Genomic DNA, 13,462 nt, shown 5'->3' with positions numbered 1-13,462 from the left:
CTCGCGGAGGAAGCGTACCCGAGCAGCCTGCCGGGCGGATATCGCAGCGTCGGCCCGGCTTAGGTCTGCCGCTGGCTATTTCCCAGCCGGAGTTCGACGCTCTCGTCGGGCAAATGCCTTTGCGCATAGGCGGGGATCTTGAACCGCTTGCGGTATGCGCCGGGCGCCAGCCCCGTCACACGTTTGAACAAGCGACGGAAGAACGCAGGCTCTTCGTACCCGACCTGCCAGCTGACGTCGTCGATTGACGCGTCGGTGCGCTCCAGTCGGCGCTTGGCGTCCTCGATCCTCAAGCGCTGTACATAGGCGATCGGGCTCAGGCCGGTCGCACTCGTGAAACGGCGTTTGAAGGTGCGCTCCGTGAGCTGGGCGCAGCGGATCATCTCTTCTATGGGATTGGCGACCGAAAATCGGGTGGCGATCAAGTCCTGCGCCGCCTGAACGGCAAGATCGCCATGATCCTTGCGACCCTCAAAGATGATGTAGGGCGCAAGACCGTCCTGATGCCACTGCAGCGCGAATGAGCGCGCCACGGCCTGGGCTGCGGTCGCGCCGGCGTGTCGGGCGATCAGGTACAACACCAGATCATGCCAAGTCATGGAAGCACCCGAGGAGATGAGCTCCTCTCGCTTGCCCGACACCACCAGCACACGATCCGGGTGGATAGGCACTTGTGGAAACGTCCGGCCGAAGTCGCCGGCGTAGCCATAATGCACGGTCGCGTCCACGCCATCGAACAGACCGGTTTCGGCAAGCAGGAAGATGCCTGAGCACGCCGAGCACAAGAGCGCGCCGCGGCCATGCATGGCGCGGAACCACTCGATCAGTTCCGGATGCAGGTCCTTTCGCCAGCCGTTCGGCCCAAGCAGGATCGAAGGAACAATGACGATGTCGGTCATATCCACCTCCGCCACACTTCGCTGAACCATGACCGGCACGCGGCTGGCCAGTTCCAGAGCGCCCGTTTCTAGGCCGACGATCTCAATCTCGAAGGGCGGAGCCTGGCGCGGCTCGCTGCCCGGCAGCGGCATTATTTTGAAGGCATTCATCACGTCGAAGATGCCCGACAACGTGGACACCACGGCCTCTGGAATGGCCACCAGACTCACGTGAAGCGGCTCGGATGCGGCAGTGGTGAAGTGACGATGCATGTCGGCTAATCCATGTCGCAGGTGCCGCAACCATAGCGCCCGGCGCGCGCGGCCGCCAGTTTCTCTCCTGACGACGGGCCAGTGGCACAAATGGCCCGATTCTGGAGAGTCGCGCTCTCCCGTTTCTTCCCTGTTCCTGCGATTCAGCCGCTGCCTCGGGATTGCCCGAGCGCTTGGACAGGAGACTTGGACATGGAGCATACCCACAACCATAAGATCGATCCGGCAAAACTCGATGCGCTCGTCGCGCGAGCGATCGGTGATATTTCGGCCGGCTACGGCGGAGTCATGATCAGCCTCGGCCACCGTCTCGGTCTTTACAAGGCCATGGCGGGCCTCGGACCCCTCAGTGCCCGCGCGCTCGCGGGGCGGGCCGGCTGTGCCGAACGTTACGTACGCGAATGGCTCAATTCCCAAGTGGCGGGCGGCTATATCGTCTACCACCCGGTCAGCGACACCTACGAGTTGACACCCGAACAGGAAGTCGTGCTCGCCGACGAGGACAGCGCCGTCTTCATTCCCAACGCTTGGGCGGTGCCCGCTTCGATGTGGGCCGACGAAGAGAAGGCCGTAGAGGCTTTCCGCACCGGCAAGGGCATCGCCTGGGGAGATCATGACGGACGCCTGGCCTGCGGCGTGGCCGCCTTTTACCGGAACGGCTACAAGGCCAGTCTCGTGAGCGAATGGCTGCCATCCCTGGAGGGCGTCGTCGAGAAGCTCAGGACTGGTGCGCTTGTCGCCGACATCGGGTGCGGTCACGGCCATTCGACGGCGCTCATGGCAAAGGCCTTTCCGGCTTCCCGCTTCCATGGCTTCGACAATCACGAAGACTCGCTGGTGGAGGCCCGTCGCGGCGCCGCCAAGCAGAGCTTGGAAGGGCGCGTGGCGTTCGAAAAGGCGCGGGCCGACGACTACCCAGGCAGCGGCTACGATCTGATCTGCTTCTTTGATGCTCTGCATGACATGGGCGATCCTGTCGCCGCGGCAGTGCATGCATCAAAGGCGCTGGCGCCGGACGGGACGGTGATGCTGGTCGAGCCTTTCGCCAATGACCGGGTCGAGGACAACATCTCGCCGGTGGCGAGAATGTATTACGCGGCCTCCACCACCATCTGCTGCGCCCACGCTATTTCGGACGGCGGCCGCCTCGTGCTGGGCGCCCAGGCCGGCGAGGCACGGCTGGCGGAAGTGTTCCGCAAGGCCGGGTTCACCCGTTTCCGTCGTGCCTTCGAGACGCCGTTCAACTTGGTCCTCGAGGCCCGGCTCTGACCTTCGAAAGCTAACACCGGTCGGTCGCAGCGGACGACTTCCGGCCTCGCGGCGCAAAGGGGGCGCGGGGCGGGCGGCAATCCCTTCGATCCCAACAAACAGGAGACTGATCATGAAAAACATTCTCACAGGCATAGGCTTCGCCATCGCTACCGTACTTGCCGCACCGCTCGCCGTTGCGCAGGAACTGCCGGCGGCCGAGCAGACCTACAAGGAAATCGAGGCGACGCTCGGCATCGTGCCGAGCCATATCAAGGCCTATCCAAAGTCGGCAGTCGCCGGCGCTTGGGCGATGTTCAAGGGTCTCGAGCTTCAACCCAAGAACAACGCTCTCGAACCGAAGGTAAAGTCGCTCATCAACGTCGCGGTGGCGGCGCAGATTCCGTGCCGTTACTGCATCTGGCTGGAAACCAAGATGGCCAAGGACCGCGGCGCCACCGACGAGGAGGTCGCCGAAGCCGTGGCCCATGCCGGCTACGTCCGGCACTGGAGCGCCGTGCTGAATGGCCTGCAGATCGACTTCGAAACCTTCAAGACCGAATTTGGCGGCGACTGACGGCAGGCGGTGCCCGGCGTTTCAACCGGGCACCGCCCCTTCCTGCACGCCCCACCACATGGGAACTCTCATGGAACTGCTCATCAACGCGGCGAACATTCTTTACGTGATTGCCTACTTCACAATGGACATGCTGCGCCTGCGAATGCTCACCCTGACGGCGGCAACCTGCCTGGCAGTATACTTCTACTGCCAGCCCGTCCCGATGTTGAACGTCGTGGCATGGAACGTCTTCTTCATCGGCCTGAACGTGGTCCACATCACCCGGATCGTGCGCGAGCGGTACACTGGCGCAGCGAGCTGATTGCCGGTGGCAGTGCCTCAAAGCATCGGGTGCGCCGATTCGATCATGGCCCCGAAATCGAGTTTGGTCTCGCCTCGCGGCCGTCGAATCGCTCGATTGATCACCGCCAGCCGAGTGCCGGCGCGACGTGCTTCAGGATCGCCTCGATGACATGGGCGTTGTAGTCGACGCCGAGCTGGTTGGGCACGGTGAGAAGCAGCGTGTCGGCCTCGGCGATCGCCTCGTCTTGCCTGAGCTGCTCAACCAGCAGATCCGGCTCGGCGGCGTAGGTACGGCCGAAAACGGCGCGCTTTTCCGGCTCGATATAGCCAAAATGATCCTCGCCCTCGCTGCCGCCGAAATAGGCGCGGTCCATGTCGTTGACCAAGGCGAAGATGCTGCGGCTCACCGACACGCGCGGCTCGCGCGCATGGCCGGCTTCCTTCCAGGCTGCGCGGAAGGCTCTTATCTGCTCAGCCTGCTGGATGTGCAGCGGCTGGCCGCCCTCGTCGAATTTCAGCGTCGAGCTCTGCAGGTTCATGCCGAGCTTGGCCGCCCATTCGGCGGTGGCGTTGGTGGCCGCGCCCCACCAGATGCGTTCGCGCAGGCCGGCCGAGAACGGCTCGAGCCTGAGCAGCCCAGGGGGATTGGGAAACATCGGCCGCGGATTGGGCTGGGCGAAGCCTTCGCCGCGCAACAGATCGAGGAGGATCTCGGCGTGGCGGCGCGCCATGTCGGCATCGGTCTTGCCCTCTTCCGGCACGTAGCCGAAATAGCGCCAGCCATCGATCACCTGCTCGGGCGAGCCGCGGCTGATACCGAGCTGCAGCCGGCCGCCGGCGATGAGGTCGGCCGCACCCGCATCTTCGGCCATGTAGAGCGGGTTCTCGTAGCGCATGTCGATGACGGCGGTGCCGAGCTCGATACGCTTGGTCTTCGCGCCGGCCGCGGCAAGCAGCGGAAACGGCGAGGCGAGCTGGCGGGCGAAATGGTGGACGCGGAAATAGGCGCCGTCGGCGCCGAGCTCCTCGGCCGCGACTGCAAGGTCGATCGACTGCAGCAACGCGTCGGCGCCCGAGCGCGTGCCCGATTGCGGGGCGGGCGACCAGTGCCCGAACGACAGAAATCCGATCTTCTTCATGCGCTCCGTTCCGCGTCGGGCGGCCCGCTGAACCGCTCGTGTTCTTGTGTTGCTCTAGCGCAATACCAGGAAAACGTGCGACGGCGTTCCGCCGCGGAATTGCGCAATGCAACGCAAATAGTTGAAGCCGTGCGGCTATTCAACGAAACGCGACCGGATACAGACCGTCAATCGATCCGGATCCAGACGCCCTTGGTGTTGAGATATTCGTCGAGATGCTCGGCGCCGCCCTCGCGGCCGTAACCGCTCATCTTGTAGCCTCCGAACGGCACGGCCGGGTCGATCGCGTGATAGGTGTTGACCCAGACCGAGCCGGCGCGCAGCCGGTTGGCGAGCTGGTGCGCCTTGCCGACATCCTTGGTGAACACGCCGGCGCCGAGACCGTAGGGCGTGTCGTTGCCGCGCCGCACCGCTTCGTCCAGCGTGTCGAAGGGCAGCGCCGAGATGATCGGCCCGAAGATTTCCTCGCGCGCGATGCGCATGCCGTCGGTGACGCCGGAAAACACGCCGGGCGTCATGAAATTGCCTGCGGCCAGCGCGCCCTTGGTGATGCGCTCACCACCTGTCACCAGCCGCGCGCCCTCGCGCGCGCCGTCCGCGATGAAGCCCGTCACGCGCTCGAGCTGTCTTGGCGAGATCAGCGGTCCGATCTCGGTCTCGGGGTCGGCGCCGTCGCCGATCCGCAGCTTTGCCGCGAAGGCCGCGACGCGTTCGACGAATTCGTCATAGATCGGCCGTTCGACGAAGAGCCGGGAGCCGGCGATGCAGACCTGGCCGGAATTCGCGAAGACCGACATGGCCGCCACCGGCACGGCGCGCTCGATGTCGGCATCGGCGAGCACGATCACCGGCGATTTGCCGCCTAGCTCCAGCGACACGCGCTTCATGTTGGCGGCCGAGGCGCGCAGAATCGCCTGGCCGGTGGCGGTCGAGCCGGTGAAGACCACCTTGTCGACATCCATATGCGCCGCGAGCGGCGCACCGGCTTCCGCGCCCGTGCCGGTCACGACGTTGACGACGCCCGGCGGCACGCCGGCCTCCTGCATCAGGTCGGCGATCAGAAGCGGCGTCAGCGGTGCCTCTTCCGACGGTTTCAGCACGATGGTGCAGCCGGTGGCCAGGGCTGGGCCGATCTTCCAGATCGAGGCGGCGGTGGGCGCATTCCACGGAATGATCGCGCCGACCACGCCGACCGGCTCCTTGCGCGTGTAGGAGACGATCTCGCCGGGCAGCGAATTGCCGATCGTCTGGCCGTGGATCGACGTCGCCATGCCGGCATAGAAGCGCAGCATGCCGAGCACGCGGTTGCGGTTGGCCAAAGTGCGGGTGATCGGCATGCCCATGTCGGTGGTGTCGGAAAGCGCCAACTCTTCCCAATGCCGTTCCATGAGATCGGCGATCTTCAACAGCAGCAGCTGGCGCTCATAGGGCTTGAGGCGGCTCCACGGTCCCTCGAAGGCGCGCCGCGCGGCGGCCACTGCCAGGTCGACGTCCTTGGAATCCGCAAGCGGCACGGTGCCCAGCACCGCGCCGGTGGCGGGGTTGCGCGTCTCGAAAGTCCGGCCGCTCACCGCATCGCGCCACTCACCGTCGATCATCATCTGCCGGTGCCGGCCGTCGATCGGCGTGCGCAGGGGAAGGTCTCTCACCGATAACGTCATCTGAAGCCGCTTCCTCTGATGAGCATGGCCTTATGCCACCGGCCTGCGCACGGGCGCAAGTTCGCCGCCGCGGTCGAGAATGTGCAGCCGGCGACGGCTGATTTGTCCATCCGCCATACTTTGTGCGTCATCGCCTGTTGAACAAGGCTGAACCGGCCCCGCCTTCCGAAAAGGGCGGCGAAACACGGACCTCGGTAGCCATTCATGCATGACCTGACGCCCGTTCTCTCCACCGTGGCCGCTTCGTTCCTGGCGTCCTTTGTCGAGGTGGTCGAAGCCTTCACCATCGTGCTGGCCGTCGGCGTGACGCGCGGCTGGCGGCCGGCGCTGACAGGCGCCGTCTCGGCGCTCGCCGTGCTGGCGGCGCTGGTGCTGGCTTTCGGACCGCTGCTGCAGCTGATCCCGATCACGCTCCTGCAATTCGTGGTCGGCGTGCTTCTTATCCTGTTCGGCATGCGCTGGCTGCGCAAGGCGATCCTGCGCAGCGCCGGGATCATCGCGCTCCGCGACGAAGAGGCAGCCTTTTCCAGGGAAACCGACGCGCTGACCCGCTACGCCAACGATCGTCGCGCCGGCTATCTGGCCGGCGTGGCGGCCTTCAAGGCGGTGCTGCTCGAAGGAGTCGAGGTGGTGTTCATCGTTATTGCGGTCGGGACCGCGCATGGCCAGACGCTCTATGCCGGTCTCGGAGCGCTGGCCGCATTCGTGCTTGTGATGCTGATCGGCCTCGCCATGCACCGGCCGCTGGCGCGGGTGCCGGAAAATGCGCTCAAATTCGTGGTCGGCCTGATGCTGACCAGTTTCGGCGTGTTCTGGACAGGCGAAGGCCTCGGCGCCGAATGGCCGGGCGACGATTTTGCGCTGCTTGCCATCTTCGTCGTCATCGCCGCGGCATCCTTCGCCATGGTGCGCTGGCTGCGCAACGCCCACGTGGCTGCTGCCAAAGCAATTCCAGGAAAAGTGTGAAACGGTTTCCGTCCGGAATTGCGGTCAAAAAGAAACAGAGCGGCTTGCCGTTTCCGTGAAATGGTGAACCGCTCGAAGGGAATTGCCCGATGAAAATCGTCCGCCTCGTCCTGAAGGAGCTCGTCGGCATGTTCGTCGACGACGGCAGCCTTGCGCTTCTGGCACTGCTTCTGATCGCTTTGGTCGCCGGCGCCGTGAAGCTTCTGGCGCTGCCGCCGCTCCTCGGCGCTGTCCTGATCCTGATCGGCTGCCTGGCGATCCTTTTGGAAAGCACGAGGCGCGGCGCGCGCGGCGGAGGCAAAGGCTAAGCCGGCCTGATGGGTGGCGCGGGCCAATTCGACGCGACGCGCTTTAGGCTCGGAGGGCGCGACTTTCCTCGCCGATCGCGCGTTTGACGAAAAGCTCGGCGTGCTCGGCCCACTGGATTTCTGTGACGTTGTTCTCGCGAACCGATCGCTTGAAAGCTTCCCGCAACGCGTCGAGTTCAAACACCGACAACCGTCCGAGCGTATCGTGTTTCGACGTGCGAATTTCCATCACGCAGCCCAACAGCCCAAGTCATAAAGAGGTATATGCTTCGCCAGCTCGGACTCAAGGCATTGCCCCTGACTTCTTTTGGGTGCAATCGCTGGGCTTTTTAGCTCGGGCAGCGAAACGCCCAATCGCAATCAGTAGATTGTGAACAAGGTCGGCAGCATGCCGATCATACGAAAATGCTCGACCGCCTCGATAAGCGGAAAGAAGGCCAGAAAATATAGGCCGTCCCGGAACGTGCTTTTCAGCGCGCTGGTGGAAAAGACCCAGTGGTCCTCGTCGCGGTAGAGCATCGGATTCGGCCAGAAACGCGGCGTCCGCTCGGCATAGGCCGTGTAGGCGGCGCCGAACTTGCCGGACAGGAACTCGGCCTCCCGGCCGGCGGTGAACCGGAAGACGAGGAAGCTTGCAAGCCCAAGCATCGCCGCGGCCAGCACCGATCCGAACATCAGCCCGATACCCACCGCTCCGATGATCGAGAAGAAATAGAGCGGATTGCGGCTCATCGAGAACGGACCGGAGACGACCAGCTCGTCGTTCTTCCTGCCGCCGACATAAAGAATGCTCCACAGCCGGCCGAGAAAGCAGACGAGCACGAAGCCGAAGCCGGCCGTCTCCATCAGCTCGTGTCCGCTCGAGCCCTCGCTGAGGAACGGCTTGGCAAACAGCAGCAAGACGATGGCCGTCACTGCGGCGACCTGGACGACGATCAGGCGCTTGTGCTGGTCGAAGGCCTTTGGCGCTGACTTGAGCGATGTGTAAGCCATTCGATTTGAGTCACTCCGGCCGGGCCAGCGCTCCCCTAACCTTTCTCGCGCCCGGCGGCGAGGTCTTCCCATTATTTTCGATCATTCTTACGAATTTGTAAGGACCCGGACAGGCCTGCGTAAGTCCGGCTTGTGGGAATGGGGCCTCGCCGATGCTACCGTGCCGCTTGAACTCGACACCGGACGATAGGCCAAGATGCGACTGCTGCTGGTTGAGGATGACCCAAGGACTGCCGACTACATCGTCAGGGGACTGAGCGAGGCCGGGCACGCCTGCGATCTCCTGCGCAATGGCCACGAAGCGCTCGCCGCGGCAACCCGCAATGCCTATGACGTCATCGTTGCCGACCGTATGGTCCCCGGTCTCGACGGCCTGTCGATGATCAAGGCGGTGCGAGCGGCGGGCATCAAGACGCCGGCGATATTCCTGACCTCGATCGGCGGCGTCGACGACCGGGTGGAAGGGCTGGAGGCCGGCGGCGACGACTATCTGGTCAAGCCCTTCGCCTTTTCCGAACTGCTTGCCCGCATCAACGCGCTCGGCCGGAGGCCGGCGGCGCAGGAGCAGAAGACCAGCCTTCGTGTTGCCGACCTCGAAATGGACCTGATCATGCGGCGCGTGACCAGGCAGGGCAGGACCATCGACCTGCAGCCCCGGGAGTTCAGCCTGCTCGAAGTGCTGATGCGCGGCGAGGGCCGGGTGATTACCCGCACCATGCTTCTGGAGCGCGTCTGGGACTTCCATTTCGACCCCAAGACCAGCGTCGTCGAAACCCATATCAGCCGGCTCAGGGCCAAGGTCGACAGGCCGTTCGACGTGCCGCTCATCCATACCGTGCGCAACACCGGCTACAGCCTGCACGCGCAGGGTTGACGATCCATGCCTGATCGCATCTCGCGCCTCCGGCCGGCTGTCCGTATATAAGCGACATGGCGATGCTGGACTCCACAAGGCAATGGGCGCTTCGCATGAAGCGCGACGTCGTGGCGCTCTGGCTTGCCGCCCGCGATCCACGCGTCCCCTGGTACGCAAAGGTCGTGGCCGGCGCGGTCGCGGCCTATGCGCTGAGCCCTGTCGACCTCATTCCGGATTTCATTCCGATCATCGGCTATCTGGACGATCTTGTAATCGTTCCGCTCGGCATCCTGCTTGCGGTAAAGCTGGTTCCGGCCGGGCTCATGCGGGAATTCCGCGACACCGCCACGCGCAGCACCCGGCCGGTCAGCCTGACCGGTCTGATCTTCATGATTGCCGTCTGGATCGTGGCGGCCCTGGCCCTGCTATGGCTGTTCTGGCCGAGCCCCGCCTGAAACGATGAAGGAAGCACGCCCCAGCCTGCTGCGCAGCACGCCGTTCCGCCTGGCGCTTACCTTTGCCTTCCTGTTCGTGCTCGCCTTCATCCTGTCCGGCGCGGTCGTCTATCAGTTGATGAGCGCCGATCTGGCGAGACGGCTCGATAAGTCCATCAAGGAAACCTATTCGGTCGTTGCCCTGACCTATGCCGCCAACGACAAGGAAGATCTTGTCGCCTCGGTCAACAACAACGCCGACCTCAGCCCCGACAAGGACCAGCTTTTCTCGCTGACCGACCGCGCCGGCAACCGTCTGGCGGGCAATTTCACCGCCTCCGGCCTGCCCGACGGTTTCTCGATGTTCGCCGCCAGATTGCCGGGTGTGCCGCCCGACACGATGTACCGCGCCTATACCGGCGAGGTCGGCGGCAACAATCTGACGGTCGCCTTCTCGCTCGCCGAGACGGACGAGCTGAAGACCATCGTGCTGATGAGCTTCGGCTGGGGCACGCTGGTCATCACCGGGCTCGCCATTGCCGGCGGCGCCCTGCTCGCCTCGCGCGTCCAGCGGCGGCTCGACGGCATTGCCGCCACCATGGTCGACGTCTCGCACGGACGGCTCGACGCGCGCATCCCGTTGACCGGCAATGGCGACGACATCGACGCCGTTTCCATCCAGGTGAACGCAGCCCTCGACCGCTTGTCGGGCCTGGTCGACGGCATGCGGGAGGTGAGCGCCAACATAGCGCACGACCTGAAGACGCCGCTCAACCGCCTGCAGATGATCCTGGAGCAGGCCGCCGACAAGACCGCCTCCGGCGAGACCGTTTCGGCCGAGCTGGCCGATGCGCGCAGCGAAAGCCGGCAGATCAACGACACCTTCGATGCGCTGCTGCGCATCGCCCAGATCGAGGCCGGCGCGCGCAGGGCGCGCTTCGTCGATCTCGACGTCGGCAGTGTCGTCGACACCATCGGCGAGGTCTATGCCGACGTCGCCGAGGATGACGGGAAGTCCTTGTCGACAGACCTCGTTCCGGAGACGAAATGGTACGTCCACGGTGACCGCGACCTGCTGATGCAGATGCTCGCCAACCTGGTCGAGAACGCGCTCAGGCATTGTCCACCGCGCACAGCGATCGAGCTGTCGGTGACAACGCAGGGCGACCGTGTCCTCGTCCATGTCCGCGACGATGGACCCGGCATTCCGGCCGGCGAGCGCGAAAAGGTCTTTCAGCGGCTTTACCGGCTGGATTCCAGCCGCACGACGCCGGGCAGCGGCCTTGGCTTGAGCCTCGTCAAGGCGGTCGCCGACCTGCATGGCGCGTCAATCACGCTGGAGGACAATCATCCAGGGCTCGCCGTCATCGTCGACTTCCCCGCGGTGAGGGAGCCCGCCGCCTGACGGGCAGGCTTCAGCGCACGGCCGCCCTGCGGAAATCGGAGGGCGACATGCCGGCAAGCTTGCGGAACGACTTGTTGAAGGCGCTGAGCGAGCCGAAGCCCGAGTCCATGGCGACCTTCAGCACATTGGCGCCCTCATGCATCAAAAGCGCCTGGGCATAGCTCAGCCGCAGCAGATTGACATATTCGTTGAGCGTCATGCCGGTCGATTTCTTGAACAGGCTCATGGCGTATTTCGGATGGATGTCGGCCGCCGCCGCGATGTTCACGCAGTCGATGTCGTAGAGGAAATTCTCGGCGATGAAATCGCACATGCGCCCGACATTGCGCGAGGACTGCTGGTCGAAGGCGCTGCCGGCCCCGTGTCCGGACGCTGTTGCCGGCACCAGCCGGTACGGCTCGAAGCGCACCCGCTCCAACCGCAAGAGCAGCTCGTTGACGGCGTGTTCGGCCTTGGCCGCATCGCCCGAGCGCGCATACTCGTTCCAGCGCTTGAAATTGTCGTTGTCGGACTGGTCGGTGGCATTCGTCACCAGCGTCGCACCCGTCATCAGCCGGTGCCGGACATCGGCCGGCAGATGCAGCCTGAAGAAATGCACCAGCGGCAGATGCGCGCCGGCATAGATCGCGTCATCGGTGAGATCATCCATCTGGTGCGGCAGCCCGCCCCAGAACAGGCACATGTCGCCGGCCGAGAGCGCGATCTCATGCTCGGCCATGCGGTAGTGCACGCTGCCGCGCACGATGAAGTTGACCTCGACCTGGGCGTGCCAATGCGGCTTCAGCATCACCAACGGCTGGTTGTGGAACATCTGCAAGGCCAGCGGCAGACCTTCGACGCTGCTCGCGCCTGGCTGGTAGAACGGACGCTCCGGCATCTTACTTTCCGCCAATTTCTTATTCCCTTTGTCGGGGACAAGCCTTCCGCGCCGCATAATCTAGCCAGGCTCACGGTGAGAGAGCAAACGAAATGGGAGGATTTCAATGCGCACCACACTGACCTGCGCCGCGCTTTTGCTTGCCCTGGGCTCCGGCCCCGCTTTGGCGCAATCGGGCGAACTGACGATCTGGAGCTGGAACATCGCCGCTTCGTCGCTGAAGGCCACCGTCGAGGGCTTCAACAAGAAGTACCCCGACATCAAGGTCACCGTTCAGGACCTCGGCAACCAGCCGACCTATGACAAGTCGATCGCCGGCTGCGCCGCCGGTGGCGTCGGCCTGCCCGACATCGTCTCGATCGAGAACGGCGAGGCCGAGAACTATTGGAGCCAGTTCCCGGACTGCTTCGTCGACCTGCACACGCTGGGTTACAGCGCGGAAGACCAGAAGAAATTCCCCGATTTCAAGCGCACCGAGCTCGAAGTCGGCGACAAGGCCTATGCCATGCCCTGGGATTCCGGCCCGGTCGCCGTCTTCTACCGACGCGACTTCTACGAGAAGGCCGGCGTCGACCCCGCATCGATCAAGACCTGGGATGATTTCATCGCCGCCGGCAAGAAGATCCAGGCCGCCAACCCCGGCGTCACAATGACCAACGCCGACTTCAACGGCGATACCGAATTCTTCCGCATGATCTCCAACGAGCAGGGCTGCGCCTATTTCGCCGAGGACGGCCAGTCGATCACGGTCAACCAGCCGAAATGCGTCGACGCCATGACCAAGGTCAAGGAAATGAAGGACGCCGGCATCGTTTCTTCCGCCGACTGGTCGACCAAGATCACCAACAACACCGCCGGCACGGTCGCCACCCAGGTCTATGGCGGCTGGTATGAGGGCACCATCCGCACCGAATCGCCGAAGGAGAGCGGCAAATGGGGCGTCTACCTGATGCCGAGCCTGACCGCCGACGGCCCGCGCGCCGCCAATCTCGGCGGCTCCTCTTTGGCCATCACCTCGGCCAGCAAGAACAAGGAAGCGGCCTACGCCTATCTGAAATACACGCTGGAGACCAATGAAGGCCAGATCACCATGCTGAAGGATTTCGGCCTGGTGCCGTCGCTGATTTCCGCGCTCGACGATCCTTACGTCGCGCAGGGCCAGCCCTATTGGGGCGGCCAGGCGGTCTGGAAGGATATCCTCGCCACGCTGCCGAAGGTCGTGCCGAGCCGCGGCACGCAGTTCCAGAGCGATGCCGAGATCATCGTGCGGGCCGTGCAGACCAAGTATCTTGCCGGCGGCTATCCCGATGCCAAGGCCGCGCTCGACGACGCCGCAAGCCAGATCGCCTCTGCGACCGGCCTGCCGGTCAAGTGAGCGTCGCTTTTCCTTCTCCCCTTGTGGGAGAAGGTGGATTGGCGCCTAGCGCCAAGACGGATGAGGGGTGTTGGACGGATTGCCGTCGTTGCCAAGCTGGAACACCCCTCATCCGGCCGCTTCGCGGCCACCTTCTCCCACAAGGGGAGAAGGCAAGACAGGGCAGCGCCTGCATCGACCATTGGCA

15 protein-coding genes are annotated in these 13,462 nt (G+C 64.2%); 9 read left to right on the top strand and 6 right to left on the bottom strand.

Annotated elements, in window-relative coordinates:
* Nucleotides 1-59: 59 nt before the first annotated feature.
* Nucleotides 60-1,151: a helix-turn-helix domain-containing protein gene (locus P9230_RS24305; protein WP_066991583.1), complete on the bottom strand. Its 1,092-nt coding sequence runs from the start codon at nt 1,149-1,151 to the stop codon at nt 60-62.
* 192 nt (nt 1,152-1,343) lie between these two features.
* Between P9230_RS24305 and P9230_RS24300 the strand changes: the two genes are divergently transcribed.
* The 3 genes from P9230_RS24300 (at nt 1,344) to P9230_RS24290 (ending at nt 3,280) form a co-directional block, all read left to right on the top strand.
* Entirely contained in the window at nt 1,344-2,420 is a 1,077-nt protein-coding gene (locus tag P9230_RS24300) for a class I SAM-dependent methyltransferase (protein ID WP_095825130.1), read from the top strand.
* A gap of 112 nt (nt 2,421-2,532) precedes the next feature.
* Nucleotides 2,533-2,976, top strand: a complete 444-nt coding sequence (locus P9230_RS24295; RefSeq protein ID WP_095776734.1) for a carboxymuconolactone decarboxylase family protein — start codon at nt 2,533-2,535, stop codon at nt 2,974-2,976.
* Nucleotides 2,977-3,046: 70 nt separating this feature from the next.
* Entirely contained in the window at nt 3,047-3,280 is a 234-nt protein-coding gene (locus P9230_RS24290; protein WP_164746687.1) for a hypothetical protein, read from the top strand.
* A gap of 100 nt (nt 3,281-3,380) precedes the next feature.
* Here P9230_RS24290 and P9230_RS24285 read toward each other — a convergent pair whose 3' ends face one another.
* Both P9230_RS24285 and P9230_RS24280 read right to left on the bottom strand, forming a co-directional pair.
* A complete protein-coding gene (locus P9230_RS24285) occupies nt 3,381-4,400 on the bottom strand; it encodes an LLM class flavin-dependent oxidoreductase (protein WP_095825128.1) in 1,020 nt (339 codons plus the stop codon).
* Between the two features lie 167 nt (nt 4,401-4,567).
* Complete coding sequence (locus P9230_RS24280) at nt 4,568-6,061, bottom strand: aldehyde dehydrogenase family protein (protein WP_127324328.1); 1,494 nt, start codon at nt 6,059-6,061, stop codon at nt 4,568-4,570.
* A 204-nt stretch (nt 6,062-6,265) separates the two neighbouring features.
* On the opposite strand from P9230_RS24280, the gene P9230_RS24275 reads away from it, so the two are divergent.
* Nucleotides 6,266-7,027: a COG4280 domain-containing protein gene (locus P9230_RS24275; RefSeq protein ID WP_095799571.1), complete on the top strand. Its 762-nt coding sequence runs from the start codon at nt 6,266-6,268 to the stop codon at nt 7,025-7,027.
* 89 nt (nt 7,028-7,116) lie between these two features.
* Nucleotides 7,117-7,335 (top strand): hypothetical protein, encoded by a 219-nt coding sequence (locus P9230_RS24270; RefSeq protein ID WP_066991559.1) that lies wholly within the window; start codon nt 7,117-7,119, stop codon nt 7,333-7,335.
* A gap of 43 nt (nt 7,336-7,378) precedes the next feature.
* Here the strand turns inward: P9230_RS24270 and P9230_RS24265 are convergent, their stop codons facing one another.
* Nucleotides 7,379-7,564 (bottom strand): hypothetical protein, encoded by a 186-nt coding sequence (locus tag P9230_RS24265; RefSeq protein ID WP_095799570.1) that lies wholly within the window; start codon nt 7,562-7,564, stop codon nt 7,379-7,381.
* Nucleotides 7,565-7,695: 131 nt separating this feature from the next.
* The gene (locus tag P9230_RS24260) at nt 7,696-8,328 is read right to left on the bottom strand and encodes an isoprenylcysteine carboxylmethyltransferase family protein (RefSeq protein WP_095825125.1); all 633 of its coding nucleotides are present in this window, start codon (nt 8,326-8,328) and stop codon (nt 7,696-7,698) included.
* Nucleotides 8,329-8,524: 196 nt separating this feature from the next.
* On the opposite strand from P9230_RS24260, the gene P9230_RS24255 reads away from it, so the two are divergent.
* The 3 genes from P9230_RS24255 to P9230_RS24245 are packed head-to-tail and all read left to right on the top strand — an operon-like array spanning nt 8,525 to nt 11,023.
* Nucleotides 8,525-9,202, top strand: a complete 678-nt coding sequence (locus P9230_RS24255) for a winged helix-turn-helix domain-containing protein (protein WP_066991553.1) — start codon at nt 8,525-8,527, stop codon at nt 9,200-9,202.
* A gap of 56 nt (nt 9,203-9,258) precedes the next feature.
* Nucleotides 9,259-9,639 (top strand): YkvA family protein, encoded by a 381-nt coding sequence (locus P9230_RS24250; RefSeq protein ID WP_095799568.1) that lies wholly within the window; start codon nt 9,259-9,261, stop codon nt 9,637-9,639.
* Between the two features lie 4 nt (nt 9,640-9,643).
* Nucleotides 9,644-11,023 carry a HAMP domain-containing sensor histidine kinase gene (locus P9230_RS24245; protein WP_278051922.1) on the top strand — a complete coding sequence of 460 codons (1,380 nt, stop codon included), beginning with the start codon at nt 9,644-9,646 and terminating at the stop codon, nt 11,021-11,023.
* Nucleotides 11,024-11,033: 10 nt separating this feature from the next.
* Here P9230_RS24245 and P9230_RS24240 read toward each other — a convergent pair whose 3' ends face one another.
* Entirely contained in the window at nt 11,034-11,900 is an 867-nt protein-coding gene (locus P9230_RS24240) for a helix-turn-helix domain-containing protein (protein ID WP_278120924.1), read from the bottom strand.
* A gap of 106 nt (nt 11,901-12,006) precedes the next feature.
* Between P9230_RS24240 and P9230_RS24235 the strand changes: the two genes are divergently transcribed.
* Nucleotides 12,007-13,275: an ABC transporter substrate-binding protein gene (locus P9230_RS24235; protein WP_127214477.1), complete on the top strand. Its 1,269-nt coding sequence runs from the start codon at nt 12,007-12,009 to the stop codon at nt 13,273-13,275.
* Nucleotides 13,276-13,462: the final 187 nt, after the last annotated feature.

The organism is Mesorhizobium sp. WSM4887 (assembly GCF_029625865.1).
Classification (GTDB): domain Bacteria; phylum Pseudomonadota; class Alphaproteobacteria; order Rhizobiales; family Rhizobiaceae; genus Mesorhizobium.
The sequence above is the reverse complement of the archived record's forward strand: the minus strand, read 5'-3'. Positions and strand labels throughout refer to the sequence as shown.

Excerpts from the sequence above, each read along its gene's own strand:
- P9230_RS24305 (WP_066991583.1), bottom strand. The coding sequence starts at position 1,151 with ATGCATCGTCACTTCACCACTGCCGCATCCGAGCCGCTTCACGTGAGT.
- P9230_RS24300 (WP_095825130.1), top strand. The coding sequence starts at position 1,344 with ATGGAGCATACCCACAACCATAAGATCGATCCGGCAAAACTCGATGCG.
- P9230_RS24295 (WP_095776734.1), top strand. The coding sequence starts at position 2,533 with ATGAAAAACATTCTCACAGGCATAGGCTTCGCCATCGCTACCGTACTT.
- P9230_RS24290 (WP_164746687.1), top strand. The coding sequence starts at position 3,047 with ATGGAACTGCTCATCAACGCGGCGAACATTCTTTACGTGATTGCCTAC.
- P9230_RS24285 (WP_095825128.1), bottom strand. The coding sequence starts at position 4,400 with ATGAAGAAGATCGGATTTCTGTCGTTCGGGCACTGGTCGCCCGCCCCG.
- P9230_RS24280 (WP_127324328.1), bottom strand. The coding sequence starts at position 6,061 with ATGACGTTATCGGTGAGAGACCTTCCCCTGCGCACGCCGATCGACGGC.
- P9230_RS24275 (WP_095799571.1), top strand. The coding sequence starts at position 6,266 with ATGCATGACCTGACGCCCGTTCTCTCCACCGTGGCCGCTTCGTTCCTG.
- P9230_RS24270 (WP_066991559.1), top strand. The coding sequence starts at position 7,117 with ATGAAAATCGTCCGCCTCGTCCTGAAGGAGCTCGTCGGCATGTTCGTC.
- P9230_RS24265 (WP_095799570.1), bottom strand. The coding sequence starts at position 7,564 with ATGGAAATTCGCACGTCGAAACACGATACGCTCGGACGGTTGTCGGTG.
- P9230_RS24260 (WP_095825125.1), bottom strand. The coding sequence starts at position 8,328 with ATGGCTTACACATCGCTCAAGTCAGCGCCAAAGGCCTTCGACCAGCAC.
- P9230_RS24255 (WP_066991553.1), top strand. The coding sequence starts at position 8,525 with ATGCGACTGCTGCTGGTTGAGGATGACCCAAGGACTGCCGACTACATC.
- P9230_RS24250 (WP_095799568.1), top strand. The coding sequence starts at position 9,259 with ATGGCGATGCTGGACTCCACAAGGCAATGGGCGCTTCGCATGAAGCGC.
- P9230_RS24245 (WP_278051922.1), top strand. The coding sequence starts at position 9,644 with ATGAAGGAAGCACGCCCCAGCCTGCTGCGCAGCACGCCGTTCCGCCTG.
- P9230_RS24240 (WP_278120924.1), bottom strand. The coding sequence starts at position 11,900 with ATGCCGGAGCGTCCGTTCTACCAGCCAGGCGCGAGCAGCGTCGAAGGT.
- P9230_RS24235 (WP_127214477.1), top strand. The coding sequence starts at position 12,007 with ATGCGCACCACACTGACCTGCGCCGCGCTTTTGCTTGCCCTGGGCTCC.